The 13,577-nt window shown below is 62.8% G+C and carries 12 protein-coding genes; 10 read left to right on the forward strand and 2 right to left on the reverse strand.

Annotated elements, in window-relative coordinates; all coding sequences use genetic code 11:
• Positions 1-17: 17 nt before the first annotated feature.
• The 3 genes from AACY19_RS00780 to msrA all read left to right on the forward strand — a co-directional run bounded on the left by AACY19_RS00780 (position 18) and on the right by msrA (position 3,002).
• Positions 18-428: a cupin domain-containing protein gene (locus tag AACY19_RS00780; protein WP_339446987.1), complete on the forward strand. Its 411-nt coding sequence runs from the start codon at positions 18-20 to the stop codon at positions 426-428.
• Positions 429-706: 278 nt separating this feature from the next.
• Positions 707-2,251 (forward strand): class I SAM-dependent methyltransferase, encoded by a 1,545-nt coding sequence (locus tag AACY19_RS00785; RefSeq protein ID WP_339446989.1) that lies wholly within the window; start codon positions 707-709, stop codon positions 2,249-2,251.
• Between the two features lie 244 nt (positions 2,252-2,495).
• Positions 2,496-3,002, forward strand: coding sequence for a peptide-methionine (S)-S-oxide reductase MsrA (gene msrA, locus AACY19_RS00790; protein WP_339446991.1), 507 nt, complete (start codon positions 2,496-2,498; stop codon positions 3,000-3,002).
• Positions 3,003-3,116: 114 nt separating this feature from the next.
• Here the strand turns inward: msrA and AACY19_RS00795 are convergent, their stop codons facing one another.
• Together AACY19_RS00795 and AACY19_RS00800 are read right to left on the reverse strand one after the other, a co-directional pair.
• Entirely contained in the window at positions 3,117-3,404 is a 288-nt protein-coding gene (locus AACY19_RS00795) for a hypothetical protein (RefSeq protein WP_339446993.1), read from the reverse strand.
• Between the two features lie 64 nt (positions 3,405-3,468).
• Positions 3,469-4,239 carry an AraC family transcriptional regulator gene (locus AACY19_RS00800; RefSeq protein WP_339446995.1) on the reverse strand — a complete coding sequence of 257 codons (771 nt, stop codon included), beginning with the start codon at positions 4,237-4,239 and terminating at the stop codon, positions 3,469-3,471.
• 231 nt (positions 4,240-4,470) lie between these two features.
• Between AACY19_RS00800 and AACY19_RS00805 the strand changes: the two genes are divergently transcribed.
• The 7 genes from AACY19_RS00805 (at position 4,471) to AACY19_RS00835 (ending at position 13,482) form a co-directional block, all read left to right on the forward strand.
• On the forward strand, positions 4,471-6,093 hold the full coding sequence (locus AACY19_RS00805) for an APC family permease (protein WP_339446997.1): 1,623 nt from the start codon (positions 4,471-4,473) through the stop codon (positions 6,091-6,093).
• Positions 6,094-6,115: 22 nt separating this feature from the next.
• A complete protein-coding gene (locus AACY19_RS00810; RefSeq protein ID WP_339446999.1) occupies positions 6,116-7,042 on the forward strand; it encodes a 4-hydroxyproline epimerase in 927 nt (308 codons plus the stop codon).
• Positions 7,043-7,096: 54 nt separating this feature from the next.
• Complete coding sequence (locus AACY19_RS00815; protein WP_339447001.1) at positions 7,097-8,044, forward strand: dihydrodipicolinate synthase family protein; 948 nt, start codon at positions 7,097-7,099, stop codon at positions 8,042-8,044.
• 69 nt (positions 8,045-8,113) lie between these two features.
• Positions 8,114-9,691 (forward strand): aldehyde dehydrogenase (NADP(+)), encoded by a 1,578-nt coding sequence (locus AACY19_RS00820; protein ID WP_339447003.1) that lies wholly within the window; start codon positions 8,114-8,116, stop codon positions 9,689-9,691.
• 3 nt (positions 9,692-9,694) lie between these two features.
• Positions 9,695-10,957, forward strand: coding sequence for an NAD(P)/FAD-dependent oxidoreductase (locus AACY19_RS00825; RefSeq protein WP_339447005.1), 1,263 nt, complete (start codon positions 9,695-9,697; stop codon positions 10,955-10,957).
• 146 nt (positions 10,958-11,103) lie between these two features.
• Positions 11,104-12,333, forward strand: a complete 1,230-nt coding sequence (locus tag AACY19_RS00830) for an MFS transporter (protein WP_339447007.1) — start codon at positions 11,104-11,106, stop codon at positions 12,331-12,333.
• Positions 12,334-12,432: 99 nt separating this feature from the next.
• Positions 12,433-13,482: an NAD(P)-dependent alcohol dehydrogenase gene (locus AACY19_RS00835; protein ID WP_339447009.1), complete on the forward strand. Its 1,050-nt coding sequence runs from the start codon at positions 12,433-12,435 to the stop codon at positions 13,480-13,482.
• The last annotated feature ends 95 nt before the right edge of the window (positions 13,483-13,577 follow it).

Here is a 13,577-nt window from a genome sequence, read left to right on the forward strand (position 1 = left end):
TGCCAAGGAGTTTTGCCATGATCATCCGTAATTTGCTGGCCGCGCTGTTCGCCGCGCTGTCGATCAGCGCCGCGTCGGCGGCCGAGCCACCTGCCGGCAAGGTGACGGTGGTGTTCGACCGCGCCATTTCGAACCTTCCCGGCAAGAGCATGCGCGGGGTGATGGTCGAGTACGGGCCGGGCGCCGCCTCGCCCTCCCACACCCACCCGAAAACCGCGTTCATCTATGCCACGGTGCTGGAAGGCGCCTTCCGCATCAAGGTCAAGGGGGAGCCGGAGAGGGTCTACCACGTCGGCGAAAACTTCGTCGAGGAACCGGGCTCCGTGCATCTGGTCAGCGCCAACGCCAGTGACAGCCAACCGGCCAGGTTGCTGGCGGTTTTTGTCCTCGACACCGAGGAAAAAACCTTGGTCACGCCATTGCAATAATGACCCCGAGCTGGCGGCATGGCGCAGGTTTCCAGAAACTGGTGACGCTGCTGCGCCGTGCCGTCGAGCTTCGGTGATATCGAGGGCTATCGGTTTGAGGGGTTGATTCGTCGCAAGCCAAAACCAAACGATCTTAAAACCACCCGATAACTACCTTTTGTCGCATCAGCCGGGCTAGCAGACAGAAAAAATGGCCCCTGCGCATGTTTATCCTTGTCGCGCGCGATGCCCACCCTTATAAGAACAACTTTTCTTTCTCGAAGTATAAGGACAAGAGCATGAGCGACGCTTGGAACGAAGGGTATTTCACGGACGAAGGCTACACCTACAGCTATAGCCGGGAAATCAATCCGGTCTTCCAGCGTTACTGCCTGCTGCTGCGCGGCTTCGCCAGCCTGGAAACCAGCGACGGCTATCACTGCGAATTGGGTTTTGGCCAAGGTGTGTCGATCAACATCCACGCGGCAGCCAACCCGGGCAGCTACGTCGGCACCGACTTCCACCCCGGCCAGGCCGCCCACGCCAATGCTATCGCGAGCACCTGGAACAGCGACGCGCGGCTCTACGACGACAGCTTCGAGCAACTGCTCGCCCGCAACGATCTGCCCCAGTTCGACAGCATCAGCCTGCACGGCATCTGGACCTGGGTCAGCCGTGACAATCAGAAACTGATCGTCGAATTCGCCCGCCGTCACCTCAAGCCCGGCGGCATGTTGTACGTCAGCTACAACTGCTTCCCCGGCTGGTCGCCATCGGCGCCGCTGCGCAACCTGTTCACCCTGTACGACCGCTTCGCCACCAGCACTTCGTTACGCCCGGACCAGCGGATCGACGCCGCCCTGCAGTTCTCCGAAGCGTTGCTCGCCGCCAACCCCAACTACGCCAGCGCCGCGCCGAACCTCGCCGCCAAACTGCATAGCATCAAGGGGCAGGATCGCCAGTACGTCGCCCACGAATACTTCAACCGCGCCTGGAACTGCATGTATTTCACCGACGTGGTCGAGGCGTTCGCGCCCGCCAAACTCGACTACGCCACAACCGCCGTGCCGCTGGACGCGGTCGACCCGCTCAACCTGAGCGCGGAAGGCATGGACTTCCTCGAAGGCATCGACCACCCGATCATGCGTGAACAGGCCCGGGACTACTTCGTCAACCAGAACTTCCGCCGTGACCTGTACGTGCGCGGCGCCAATCGCCTGTCCGCCGCCGAACAACGCCAGGGTTTGCTCAATACGCGCTTCGTGTTGTTGCAGCCGGCGCACAGCGTCGCCGCCAGTGTCAGAGGCCCGGCAGGCGAAGCGTCATTGCAAAGCGAAGTCTACGGTCCGGTTCTCGAAGCGCTGGAGGACCTCGCCTACACCCCGAAAACCTTGCGCCAGCTGTCCAGTGTCGTGCCCGGGCTGCCCTTCGACGAATTGCTGCAAGCCCTCACCGTGTTGATTGGCATGGGCGCTGCCGCACCGTGCCAGAGCGAAGCCGCCGAACGCCAGGTGCAGGCACGCTGCAACACGCTCAATCTGCAACTGTGCAAACGCTCGCTGCTGAGCAACAAAATCCAGGTCCTGGCCAGCCCGTTGACGGGCGGCGGCGTGGTCGTCAGCCGCTTTCAACAGCTGTTCCTGATCTCGATCAAACAAGGCAAAAAGCACCCATTCGAATGGGCACAACTGGCCTGGGCGATTCTCAGCGAACAAGGCGAAGTTCTGCTCAAGGACAACCAACCCCTGACCACCGCCGAAGCCAACATCGCCGAACTCACCGAACAGGCCGAATACTTTGCCGGGCACTCACTGCCAATCCTCAAGGCGCTAAACGTCGCCTGACCTTTGCCAGAATGAAAAAAAGCCCGGCTGGTCAAGCCGGGCTTCGTGTCGAATCCTGCGAGCACGTTGCATTCAGACAGCGCGACGTTCAATCAAACGATCCCCCACCCTCGGCAACCCGATTGCCTGATTGGTCATAAAAAAAGAGCAGCCGTCCATTTTTTGTCCTGGCCGCACTGGAATTCCCCCCACCCCGCCCTCATAACACTCACCACACCCACCCTCACAAGAGGAACCACCGACCATGACCAGCAAAACCGAAACTGCCATTCTCGCCGGCGGCTGCTTCTGGGGCATGCAGGACTTGCTGCGCCGCTACCCTGGTGTGTTGAGCACGCGGGTCGGTTACAGCGGCGGCGATGTGCCGAACGCCACTTACCGCAATCACGGCAATCACGCCGAAGCCATCGAGATCGTCTTCGATCCGGCGGTGATCAGCTATCGGCAGATTCTTGAGTTCTTCTTCCAGATCCACGATCCGAGCACGCCCAACCGTCAGGGTAACGACCTCGGCCCGAGCTACCGTTCGGCGATTTATTACCTCAGCGAAGCGCAACGCGATGTGGCCGAGGACACCGCTGCCGATGTCGACGCGTCAGGTCTGTGGCCAGGCCGGGTGGTGACTGAAATCGAACCGGCGGGGCCATTCTGGGAAGCCGAGCCGGAGCATCAGGATTATCTGGAACGCATTCCGAATGGCTACACCTGCCATTTCATTCGTCCGGACTGGAAGCTGCCGAAGCGCGCCTGAGCATCGAGTACGTGAAAAAGCCCGGCTGATTGAGCCGGGCTTTTCGCATTCACACATTCCCCGCTCCATGGTCTGGTCAAAACCGTTCAGGCAGGCCTTCGCCAGACGAGAGCCCTAACGACACTTCGCCAACACCACCTGACACGTACCCGGCGTTCCCCCCGAACGTCCGGCGTAGCGAATGCAGTTGTTCAAGGATTTTTGTCGGGCGATGTTCAGGCTGGCGCCCCAGGCCAGGCCGCCCTCGCCGACCGTTGGCAGGGCTTTGGCGTAGCAGGCATCGCCGACGCCTGAGGGCGGGTAGTGTTTGCGGTTCGAGCAGCCCGTGATCAGCGTCAGGCAGGTGACGATCAGCAGGGGCCAGAGCCACAAAAAGCGTCGGCGTAGCGGCGTTGCGATCATCCGGTTTCACCTGCTGCAAAGGAGTGGTGACGGCTTGAGTCTAGTCGGTATGACGGCTGACCACTCACTGCCCCGTCGCCTGCCGGTATTGCCGTGGGGTAAATCCGGTGGAGGCCTTGAACTGGCGGGTGAAGGCGCTGTGATCGGTGTAGCCGCATTGCAACGCCACATCAGTGATCGGCAGGTTGCTGTGCAGCAAGCGATGGGCGTGTTCGAGGCGTACTTTCTGGATCATCTGCCGTGGCGTCAGGTGGAACACGCGTTTGCAGTAGCGCTCCAGTTGCGCCACGGAAATCCCCGCAATGCGGGTGAGTTCGCCGAGGGTGACGCGCCGGTTGAAGTGCTGGCGAATGTGTTCATCGACGGCGGCCAGCCGTTCGAACGCCGGATGGGTTTCGCTGGCCGATTGCAGATCGACAGAGATGCCCGCCAAGCCGATGATTTCGCCGTCACGGTTGTACAGCGGTTGTTTGTGAGTCAGACACCAGCCCGGTTCGCGGCTGCCGTACAGGTGCAGTTCGAGCTGATCCTCCAGCACAAACCCCTCCTCCAGCACCTTGCGATCCTGCTCGGTGTAGCCCGGTCCGAGTTGCGCCGGGAACACCTGCGCGCTGGTCTTGCCCAGTAACGGACGCAAATCCTTCAAGCCACAGCGCTGCACCAGCGTGCGGTTGGCGAGCACATATCGGGCCTGCATATCCTTGATGAAAATCGCCGCGTTGGGGATCACATCGAGCATCGGCAACAGCAGCGACGCACCAGCCAACAACGCCTCAAGGGTCTGCGGACGATGACCGCTGATACCTTGGGACAGGATCGAAAGCGTGCTCTGCATCAAAGGTTTCTCCCGGTTGGTCGCTCAGCCAAGTGAGCGGCCCGCGCTGTTCGCGAGCAGATTGCAGCATCGTTGCAGGTGTGTCGAGGGCCGCATTTGCTCGATGCCATTGTGCTGATTTCGTCATCGTTGCCGCTGCAAAACATCAATCGCCGTGAGGTCGATGGGTTCAAAGTCTGGCCGTCCCAGTGACACAACTGCCTATCCAATAACTCACAAGAAGGCGATGCCATGTCAGGCCAAGGCAAGTTCAAAAAACAGCTTTCACTGATCGACCTCACATTCATCGGGCTCGGCGCAATCTTCGGTTCCGGCTGGCTGTTCGCGGCCAGCCACGTGTCCGCGATTGCCGGGCCGGCGGGGATCATTTCCTGGTTGCTGGGCGGTTTCGCCGTGTTGTTGCTGGGCATCGTCTACTGCGAACTGGGCGCGGCGTTGCCCCGCGCCGGTGGCGTGGTGCGCTATCCGGTGTACTCCCACGGCCCCCTGCTCGGCTACCTGATGGGCTTTATTACCCTGATCGCGTTTTCCAGTCTGGTGGCGATTGAGGTGGTTGCCTCACGTCAATATGCGGCGGCATGGTTCCCCGGTCTGACCAAGGCTGGCAGCGGCGATCCGACCCTTCTTGGGTGGCTGGTGCAGTTTGCTCTGCTGTGCGTGTTTTTCCTGCTCAACTACCGCAGCGTGAAGACGTTCGCCAAGGCCAACAATCTGGTCAGCGTGTTCAAGTTCATTGTGCCGCTGCTGGTGATCGGCGTGCTGTTCACCTTCTTCAAACCGGCCAACTTTGAGGTACAGGGCTTCGCGCCGTTCGGCTTGTCCGGTATCGAAATGGCGGTGTCAGCCGGTGGCGTCATTTTCGCTTATCTGGGGCTGACACCGATCATCTCGGTGGCCAGTGAAGTGAAAAATCCGCAGCGCACCATCCCCATCGCGCTGATCCTCTCGGTGCTGCTGTCGACGTTGATATATGTGCTGCTGCAAATGGCCTTTCTCGGCAGCATCCCGACCGAAATGCTCGCCAATGGCTGGGCCGGTATCAGCAAGGAATTTTCCCTGCCGTACCGCGACATCGCACTGGCATTGGGCGTGGGCTGGCTGGCCTATCTGGTGGTCGCCGATGCGGTGATCTCGCCAAGCGGCTGCGGCAACATCTACATGAACGCGACCCCGCGCGTGATCTACGGTTGGGCGCAAACCGGGACCTTCTTCAAAGTCTTCACGCACATTGACGAGAAGTCCGGCATCCCGCGCCCGGCGCTGTGGCTGACCTTCGCCCTGTCGGTGTTCTGGACCCTGCCGTTCCCGTCGTGGGAGGCGCTGATCAATGTGGTGTCCGCCGCGCTGGTGTTGAGCTACGCCGTGGCGCCAGTGTCCGTCGCAGCCTTGCGTCGCAACGCACCGGACATGCCACGGCCGTTCCGGGTCAGGCACATGGGCGTGCTCGGTCCGGTGTCGTTCATCATCGCCGCGCTGATCGTCTACTGGTCGGGCTGGAGCACGGTTTCGTGGCTGCTTGGCCTGCAAATCCTCATGTTCGTGGTGTATCTGTTGTGCGGCCGTTTTGTGCCCACCGCCCATCTCAATCTGGCCAGCCAGGTGCGCTCGTCTGCGTGGCTGATCGCCTTCTACGCGGTGACCATTGTGCTGTCGAAACTCGGCACCTTCGGTGGCCTGGGCATCCTCGCCCACCCGTTCGACACCCTCGTCGTCGCGGCGTGCGCCACCGGCATTTATTACTGGGGCGCAGCCACCGGCGTCCCGGCGCACTTGCTGCGCCTGGAAGAAGACGATGACAGCGAAGTCGCTGCAGCCACCTCGAACGTGAATCCGCGCCCGGTCGGCGCCTACTGACATCACTCAACGGGACACGCACATGAAACGACTGCACATCATCGATTCCCACACCGGCGGCGAGCCTACGCGTCTGGTGATGAACGGCTTCCCTGACCTCGCCGGGCATACCCTCGCCGAACAACGCGATGCCCTGCGCACCAAGCATGATCAATGGCGCCGCGCCTGCCTGCTGGAACCGCGCGGCAACGACGTGCTGGTTGGCGCGTTGTACTGCGCGCCCGTGTCGGCGGACGCCACCTGCGGCGTAATTTTCTTCAACAACGCCGGTTACCTGGGCATGTGCGGCCACGGCACCATCGGCCTGATCAACTCGTTGCAGCATCTGGGACTGATCGCACCGGGCGAGCACAAGATCGACACGCCAGTCGGCCCGGTCAGTGCCACCTTGCACGACGACAGCTCGGTGACACTGGGCAACGTGCCCGCCTACCGTTACCGCAAACAGGTGCCGGTGGACGTGCCGGGATTTGGTCGCGTTTTCGGCGACGTCGCCTACGGCGGCAACTGGTTTTTTTTGGTCGCCGAACATGGCCAGACACTGACGATGGACCACGTCGAACACCTCACCGCGTACACCTGGGCAATGCTCAAGGCGCTGGAAGACCAAGGTATTTCTGGCGAGGACGGCGCGGTCATCGACCACATCGAGCTGTTCGCCGATGACGACCAGGCTGACAGCCGCAACTTCGTCATGTGCCCCGGCAAAGCCTACGACCGCTCGCCGTGCGGCACCGGCACCAGCGCCAAACTCGCCTGCCTCGCCGCCGACGACAAACTGCAGCCCGGCGAACGCTGGGTACAGGCGAGCATCACCGGCAGCCAGTTCGAAGGCCGCTTCGAGTGGGAGGGCGAACGCATTCGTCCGTACATCACCGGCCGCGCCTACATGACCGCCGACAGCACCTTGCTGATCGACGACGAAGACCCGTTCGCGTGGGGCATCTGAGCCGCCCCGCCAAACTTCACTTCCCTTTGAATGATGTGCCAAGGAGTAAAAACAATGAGCGACAACATCTTCACCGGTTGCATGCCGGCCCTGATGACCCCGTGCACCGCCGCGCGCAAACCGGACTTCGATGCCTTGGTCGCCAAGGGCCGCGAGCTGATTGATATCGGCATGAGCGCGGTGGTTTATTGCGGTTCGATGGGCGACTGGCCGCTGCTGACCGAGGCCGAACGTCAGGAAGGCGTGGCGCGTCTGGTCGCTGCCGGCATTCCAACCATTGTCGGCACCGGCGCGGTGAACACCCGCGAAGCAGTGGCCCATGCGGCCCACGCGGCGAAAGTCGGCGCACAGGGTTTGATGGTGATTCCGCGCGTGCTCTCACGAGGCGCGTCGGCCGCCGCGCAAAAAGCCCACTTCGCAGCCATTCTGCAAGCCGCACCCAACCTGCCGGCGGTGATTTACAACAGCCCTTATTACGGCTTTGCCACGCGTGCAGACCTGTTTTTCGAACTGCGTCGCGAGTACCCGAACCTGATCGGCTTCAAGGAATTCGGCGGCGGCGCCGACCTGCGTTACGCCGCTGAAAACATCACCTCCAAGGACGACGACGTGACCTTGATGGTCGGCGTCGACACCCAGGTGGTGCACGGTTTCGTCAACTGCAATGCCACTGGCGCAATCACTGGCATCGGCAACGCCCTGCCCCGGGAGGTGCTGCAACTGGTGGCGCTGAGCAAGCAAGCGGCCAAGGGTGACGCCAAGGCGCGGCGGCAGGCCCGAGAGCTGGAATCGGCGCTGGCAGTGCTGTCGTCGTTCGATGAAGGCTGCGACCTGGTGCTGTATTACAAGCATCTGATGGTGCTCAACGGCGACCAGGAATACACCCTGCATTTCAATGAAACCGATGGGTTGAGCGACTCCCAGCGTCGTTACGCCGAAACGCAGTACTCACTGTTCCGTCACTGGTACGAGAACTGGTCGGCGGAACAGAACTTCGCCTGAGCCTTGCTCGCGCCTGCCGCGCAGCCTTGCGCTGCGCGGCAGGCTTCACTTTTTCATCAGGAACAGACCATGACTCTGACGGGCCACATGCTGATCGGGCAGCACACTGTCGCGGGCAATCGCGCAGCCATTCGGGGGATCAACCCGGCCACGGGCGCCGAGCTGGAACCGGCCTATGCCGGCGGGTCAGCCGGACAGGTCGAGCAGGCCTGCGCGCTGGCCTCGGCGGCGCTGGATGCCTATGGCGATACCTCGCTTGACGCCCGTGCTGAATTTCTGCAGAGCATCGCCGCAGAAATCGAAGCCTTGGGCGATGAACTGATCGAGCGTGCCATGGCCGAAACCGGCCTGCCGCGCGCCCGTCTGCAAGGCGAACGCGCCCGCACCTGCCAGCAGTTGCGCCTGTTCGCGCGCACCGTACAGGCCGGCGAATGGCTGGACGTGCGCATCGACCCGGCGCAAGCGCAACGCCAACCCCTGCCGCGTGCGGATTTGCGTCAACGTCAGGTTCCGCTGGGACCGGTGGTGGTGTTTGGCGCGAGCAACTTTCCGCTGGCATTTTCCGTCGCGGGTGGTGACACCGCTTCTGCACTGGCGGCCGGATGCCCGGTGATTGTCAAAGCCCACGGCGCCCACCCCGGCACCAGCGAACTGGTGGGGCGCGCCGTGGCGCGAGCCGCCAAAGCCTGCGGCATGCCGGAGGGCGTGTTCTCGTTGCTGTACGGTTGCGGCCATGAAGTGGGCATTGCGCTGGTCAGCGATCCACGGATCAAAGCCGTGGGCTTTACCGGTTCGCGCAGCGGTGGCCTGGCGTTGATCCAGGCGGCGCAGGCGCGGGCCGAGCCGATTCCGGTGTACGCAGAAATGAGTTCGATCAACCCGGTGCTGTTGTTTCCCGCCGCGTTGCACAACCGAGCGCAGGCGTTGGCGGAGGGCTTTGTGACTTCGCTGACGATGGGCGCCGGGCAGTTCTGCACCAACCCCGGTCTGGTCATTGCCCGCCAGGGCCCAGCGCTGGACGGGTTTGTTGCTGCTGCCGCTGAACGGATCAAGACCAGTGCCGCGCAAACCATGCTCACCCCGGGCATCTTCCACGCTTACGACGCTGCGGTGAAGGCCTTGGCGCACAATCCCCGGGCACGCCTCGCTGCGGTCGGCCAGGCCGGCACCGGGCCGAACCAATGTCAGGCGCATCTGTTCGTCACCGACGCCGCTGATTTCCTCGCCGATCACAGGTTGCAAGCCGAAGCGTTTGGCGCGGCTTCGTTGATTGTGCAATGTGCCGATGATGCTGAAATCCTTCAGGTCTGCACGCATCTGGAAGGTCAACTGACGGCCACGCTGCATCTGGACGAGGCCGACCTTGAACAGGTCCGCGCATTGCTGCCGACGCTGGAACGCAAGGCCGGGCGCCTTTTGGTCAACGGCTGGCCGACCGGCGTCGAAGTCTGCGATGCGATGGTGCATGGCGGGCCTTTCCCGGCCACGTCTGACTCGCGCACAACGTCAGTCGGTACGGCAGCGATCCTGCGGTTCCTGCGTCCGGTGTGTTATCAGGACTTCCCCGACAGCCTGCTGCCAACGGCGTTGCAACAGAGCAATCCGCTGCACCTGCGGCGTCTGTTCGACGGGCAACGGGAGCGCTAGACCATGGCGAATAATGCCTCGCACGACATCGCCGTGGTCGGCGCCGGGATCATTGGCGTGGCCTGCGCCCTGCGTCTGGCGCGCCAAGGCTTGCGGGTGGTGGTGATCGATCAGCAGGAACCCGGTCACGGCGCCTCGTTCGGCAACGCCGGACATCTGGCCACCGAGCAGGTGTTTCCGATTGCCGACGCCTCGATTCTCAAGCGGCTGCCAGCCATGCTCATGGACCCGATGGGGCCGCTGCGCCTGGACTGGAAATACTTGCCGCGCGCCCTGCCCTGGTTCACCCGGCTGTTGCTCAATCTGCGCGCGGCGCCGTTTCAGAACACCGTCGCCGGTTTGCGGGCGCTCAACGAGAGCAGCCTGAACGCCTGGCATCGACTGCTCAGCGATATACAGCGCCCCGACCTGATGAAGGTCGACGGCTCGTTGCTAGTGTTCGAGCGCACCGAGTCCCGCGCGGCCATCGCCGGCTTGCAGGCGCGCATGGCACAGCAGCAGGTGCCTGTCGACTACTGGCAGGCCGGCGCCATCCGCGAAGCCGCGCCGCAACTCAGCGAGCAGATCCAGGGCGGACTGTTCTTCCCGCGCACCGGGCATTTCATCGATCCGTATCGGGTGGTGTGTGAGCTGGCCGAGGCGGCCAAGGCGTGCGGCGTGATGTTTGTCAGGCAACAGGTGCAAAGCGCAGCGGTGCAAGCGGACGGGGTAGCGTTGCTCACCGGCAACGGTGGTTGGCACGCCCGTCACGTGTTGATCGCCTGCGGTGCCCATTCGGCGAAACTTACGGCCAGCCTAACCGGGCAAAAAGTGCCGCTGGACACCGAGCGCGGCTATCACCTGATGCTGCCGCAGGAGCATGGACGCCTGCCTTTTCCCGTCACCTCGCTGGAGCGCAAATTCATCATGACGCCGATGACTGACGGTTTGCGCCTCGCCGGCACCGTCGAGTTCGCCGGCCTGCAACGGCCACCGAGCATGGAGCGCGCATGGCAACTGCATCGCTTGAGTCAGGGTGTGTTTCGCACGGAACTGAGTGCCGCAGCTGCCACACCGTGGATGGGTTTTCGCCCGTCACTGCCAGACTCGCTGCCAGTGATTGATCAGGTCTGCGATGGCAAGGTGTTGCTCGCCTTTGGTCATCAACATCTGGGGCTGACCCAGGCGGCGGTGACGGCGGAGATGATTGTGCGCATGGTCGCGCCAGCCGCGAGCCCCGAGACGCTTTTGCCGAGCGGCGATGCCTACCGGCTGGGGCGTTTCTGACGCCGTGTATCAGCGCCTCACGACGGTGCAGGGCTCATCAGAAATAACCGCTGAAAGGTCCTGCAACTAAAGCTCACGGTCACGGGTCATTACGTTTGCGCAGGTTGAGCCATTTCGCCCGACCTCGACAACCAAGAGACTGCCCCGTGGCCGCACATCTGGATCGCCGCAATAACCTGTCGCTGGACAGCCTCAATTTTTTCCTCGCGGACGTGCGCGACGGCCTCGGGCCATACCTCGCCATCTACTTGCTGGCGGTCCATCACTGGGACCCGGCCAGTATCGGTCTGGTCATGACCCTGGCCGGCATCGCCGCACTCATCACCCAGACACCCGCCGGCGCGCTGGTCGATAGCAGCCGCGCCAAACGCGCACTGATTGCACTGGCGGCGCTGGTCGTCACCGGCAGTTGCCTGCTGCTGCCCTTTGTCACGTCCTTCAGTCTGGTGGCGCTGACTCAAGCCTTGAGTGCAGCGGCGGCCTCGATATTCGCTCCGGCGATTTCAGCGATCACCCTCGGCATGGCCGGGCCGAAAGCGTTCACGCGACGCACCGGGCGCAACGAAACCTTCAACCACGCCGGCAATGCCTGCGCCGCCCTGCTCGCCGGTGGATTCGCCTATCTGTTCGGGCCGGTGGCGGTGTTCTATCTGATGGCGGCCATGGCCCTCGCCAGCGTCGTCGCTATTGCCTGCGTGTCGGCGGATGCTATCGATCATGATCTGGCTCGCGGTCTGGACGTGGGCCAGAGCGCGCAGCATCAGCCTTCGCGATTGTCGGTGCTGCTCGGCAACCGGCCGCTGCTGCTGTTTGCCCTGTGCTGTGCGTTGTTTCATCTGGCCAACGCCGCGATGCTGCCGCTGGTGAGTCAGAAACTGGCACAAACCAACCTGCAGATGGCCACCCCGCTGACCTCGGCCTGCATCGTTGCCGCGCAACTGGTCATGGTGCCAGCGGCGCTGCTGGTCGGCGCGAAAGCCGATCTGTGGGGGCGCAAGCCACTGCTGCTCGCAGGCTTTCTGATTCTGCCGTTGCGCGGCGTGCTGTATACGCTGTCGGACGATCCCTACTGGCTGGTCGCCGTGCAGATGCTCGACGGTGTCGGCGCCGGCCTGTTCGGTGCGTTGTTCCCGGTGATGGTGAAGGACCTCACGCAGGGCACCGGCCACTTCAATATCAGCCTGGGCGCACTGACGACGGTGTTCGGTCTCGGCGCGGCCTTGAGCAATGGCCTCGCCGGATTCGTGGTGCAAGCCGCCGGCTACAACGCGGCGTTTCTGACCCTGGCCGGGATCGCGGCACTGGCGCTCATTCTGCTTGCACTGGGCGTTCCTGAAACCCGGCGCGATGCCGATCTGGTCGCGCAATGGCAATGACCTCACAGGATCGGGCAAGCATTTCACAGGAATGCACTACTGGGGGCGCGGGCGTATCCGCAAAACTGGGCGTCCGACTCACCCAATCAGGATGTGCCCATGCTTGTACAAGCCTACGGAGCCCACGCTGGCGACAAACCCCTTGAACCCATGCAGATCAGCCGCCGCGCCCCGGCGGCCCACGACGTGCAGATCGACATCGCTTTCTGCGGCATCTGCCATTCGGACCTGCACCAGGTGCGCGCCGAATGGGCCGGCACACAATTCCCTTGCGTACCGGGCCACGAAATCGTCGGGCGCGTGTCGGCAGTCGGCGCCCATGTCACGGATTACCAGGTCGGTGATCTGGTCGGCGTCGGCTGTATCGTCGACAGCTGCAAACATTGCGACGACTGCGAAAGCGGCCTGGAAAACTACTGCGACGGCATGATCGGCACGTACAACTTCCCGACCCCGGATGCACCGGGCTGGACGCTGGGCGGCTACTCGCAAAACATCGTCGTGCATGAACGCTACGTGTTGCGCATCCGGCATCCCGAAGCGCAACTGGCAGCGGTCGCACCGTTGCTGTGTGCGGGGATCACCACCTACTCGCCCCTGCGTCACTGGCAGGCCGGCCCCGGCAAGAAAGTCGGCGTGGTCGGCATTGGCGGCCTCGGTCACATGGGCATCAAACTGGCGCATGCCCTGGGCGCCCATGTTGTCGCCTTCACCACCTCGGAATCCAAGCGCGAAGCGGCTAAAGCGCTGGGCGCCGATGAAGTGGTGGTGTCGCACAATGCCGAGGAAATGGCCGCGCACGCGAAGAGTTTCGACCTGATCCTCAACACCGTCGCAGCGCCGCACGATCTCGATGCCTTCCTCGTTTTGCTCAAGCGTGACGGGGCATTGACGCTGGTGGGCGCGCCGGCCACGTCGCACCCATCGCCGAACGTGTTCAACCTGATCACGAAGCGCCGCACCATCGCCGGGTCGATGATCGGCGGCATCGCCGAGACTCAGGAAATGCTGGATTTCTGTGCCGGGCACGGCATCGTCTCGGACATCGAACTGATCCGCGCCGAGCATATCAATGACGCCTACGAGCGCATGCTCAAGGGCGACGTGAAATACCGCTTCGTGATCGACAACGCCACGCTGGCCGGCTAGGTCGCGTATCCATCGGCAGCTCTGCCCGACTCTAGGCTGCCGATGCGTTCGATTCCCTCAGCGACATTTGACAGTCACGGCATTCCCCGACACAT

Origin of the sequence: Pseudomonas sp. EA_5y_Pfl2_R50 (assembly GCF_963970475.1) — a bacterium.
GTDB lineage: Bacteria > Pseudomonadota > Gammaproteobacteria > Pseudomonadales > Pseudomonadaceae > Aquipseudomonas.

Bases quoted from the DNA above. Each gene is read 5' to 3' on its own strand.
- AACY19_RS00780 (WP_339446987.1), top strand. From the start codon at position 18: ATGATCATCCGTAATTTGCTGGCCGCGCTGTTCGCCGCGCTGTCGATC.
- AACY19_RS00785 (WP_339446989.1), top strand. From the start codon at position 707: ATGAGCGACGCTTGGAACGAAGGGTATTTCACGGACGAAGGCTACACC.
- msrA (WP_339446991.1), top strand. From the start codon at position 2,496: ATGACCAGCAAAACCGAAACTGCCATTCTCGCCGGCGGCTGCTTCTGG.
- AACY19_RS00795 (WP_339446993.1), bottom strand. From the start codon at position 3,404: ATGATCGCAACGCCGCTACGCCGACGCTTTTTGTGGCTCTGGCCCCTG.
- AACY19_RS00800 (WP_339446995.1), bottom strand. From the start codon at position 4,239: ATGCAGAGCACGCTTTCGATCCTGTCCCAAGGTATCAGCGGTCATCGT.
- AACY19_RS00805 (WP_339446997.1), top strand. From the start codon at position 4,471: ATGTCAGGCCAAGGCAAGTTCAAAAAACAGCTTTCACTGATCGACCTC.
- AACY19_RS00810 (WP_339446999.1), top strand. From the start codon at position 6,116: ATGAAACGACTGCACATCATCGATTCCCACACCGGCGGCGAGCCTACG.
- AACY19_RS00815 (WP_339447001.1), top strand. From the start codon at position 7,097: ATGAGCGACAACATCTTCACCGGTTGCATGCCGGCCCTGATGACCCCG.
- AACY19_RS00820 (WP_339447003.1), top strand. From the start codon at position 8,114: ATGACTCTGACGGGCCACATGCTGATCGGGCAGCACACTGTCGCGGGC.
- AACY19_RS00825 (WP_339447005.1), top strand. From the start codon at position 9,695: ATGGCGAATAATGCCTCGCACGACATCGCCGTGGTCGGCGCCGGGATC.
- AACY19_RS00835 (WP_339447009.1), top strand. From the start codon at position 12,433: ATGCTTGTACAAGCCTACGGAGCCCACGCTGGCGACAAACCCCTTGAA.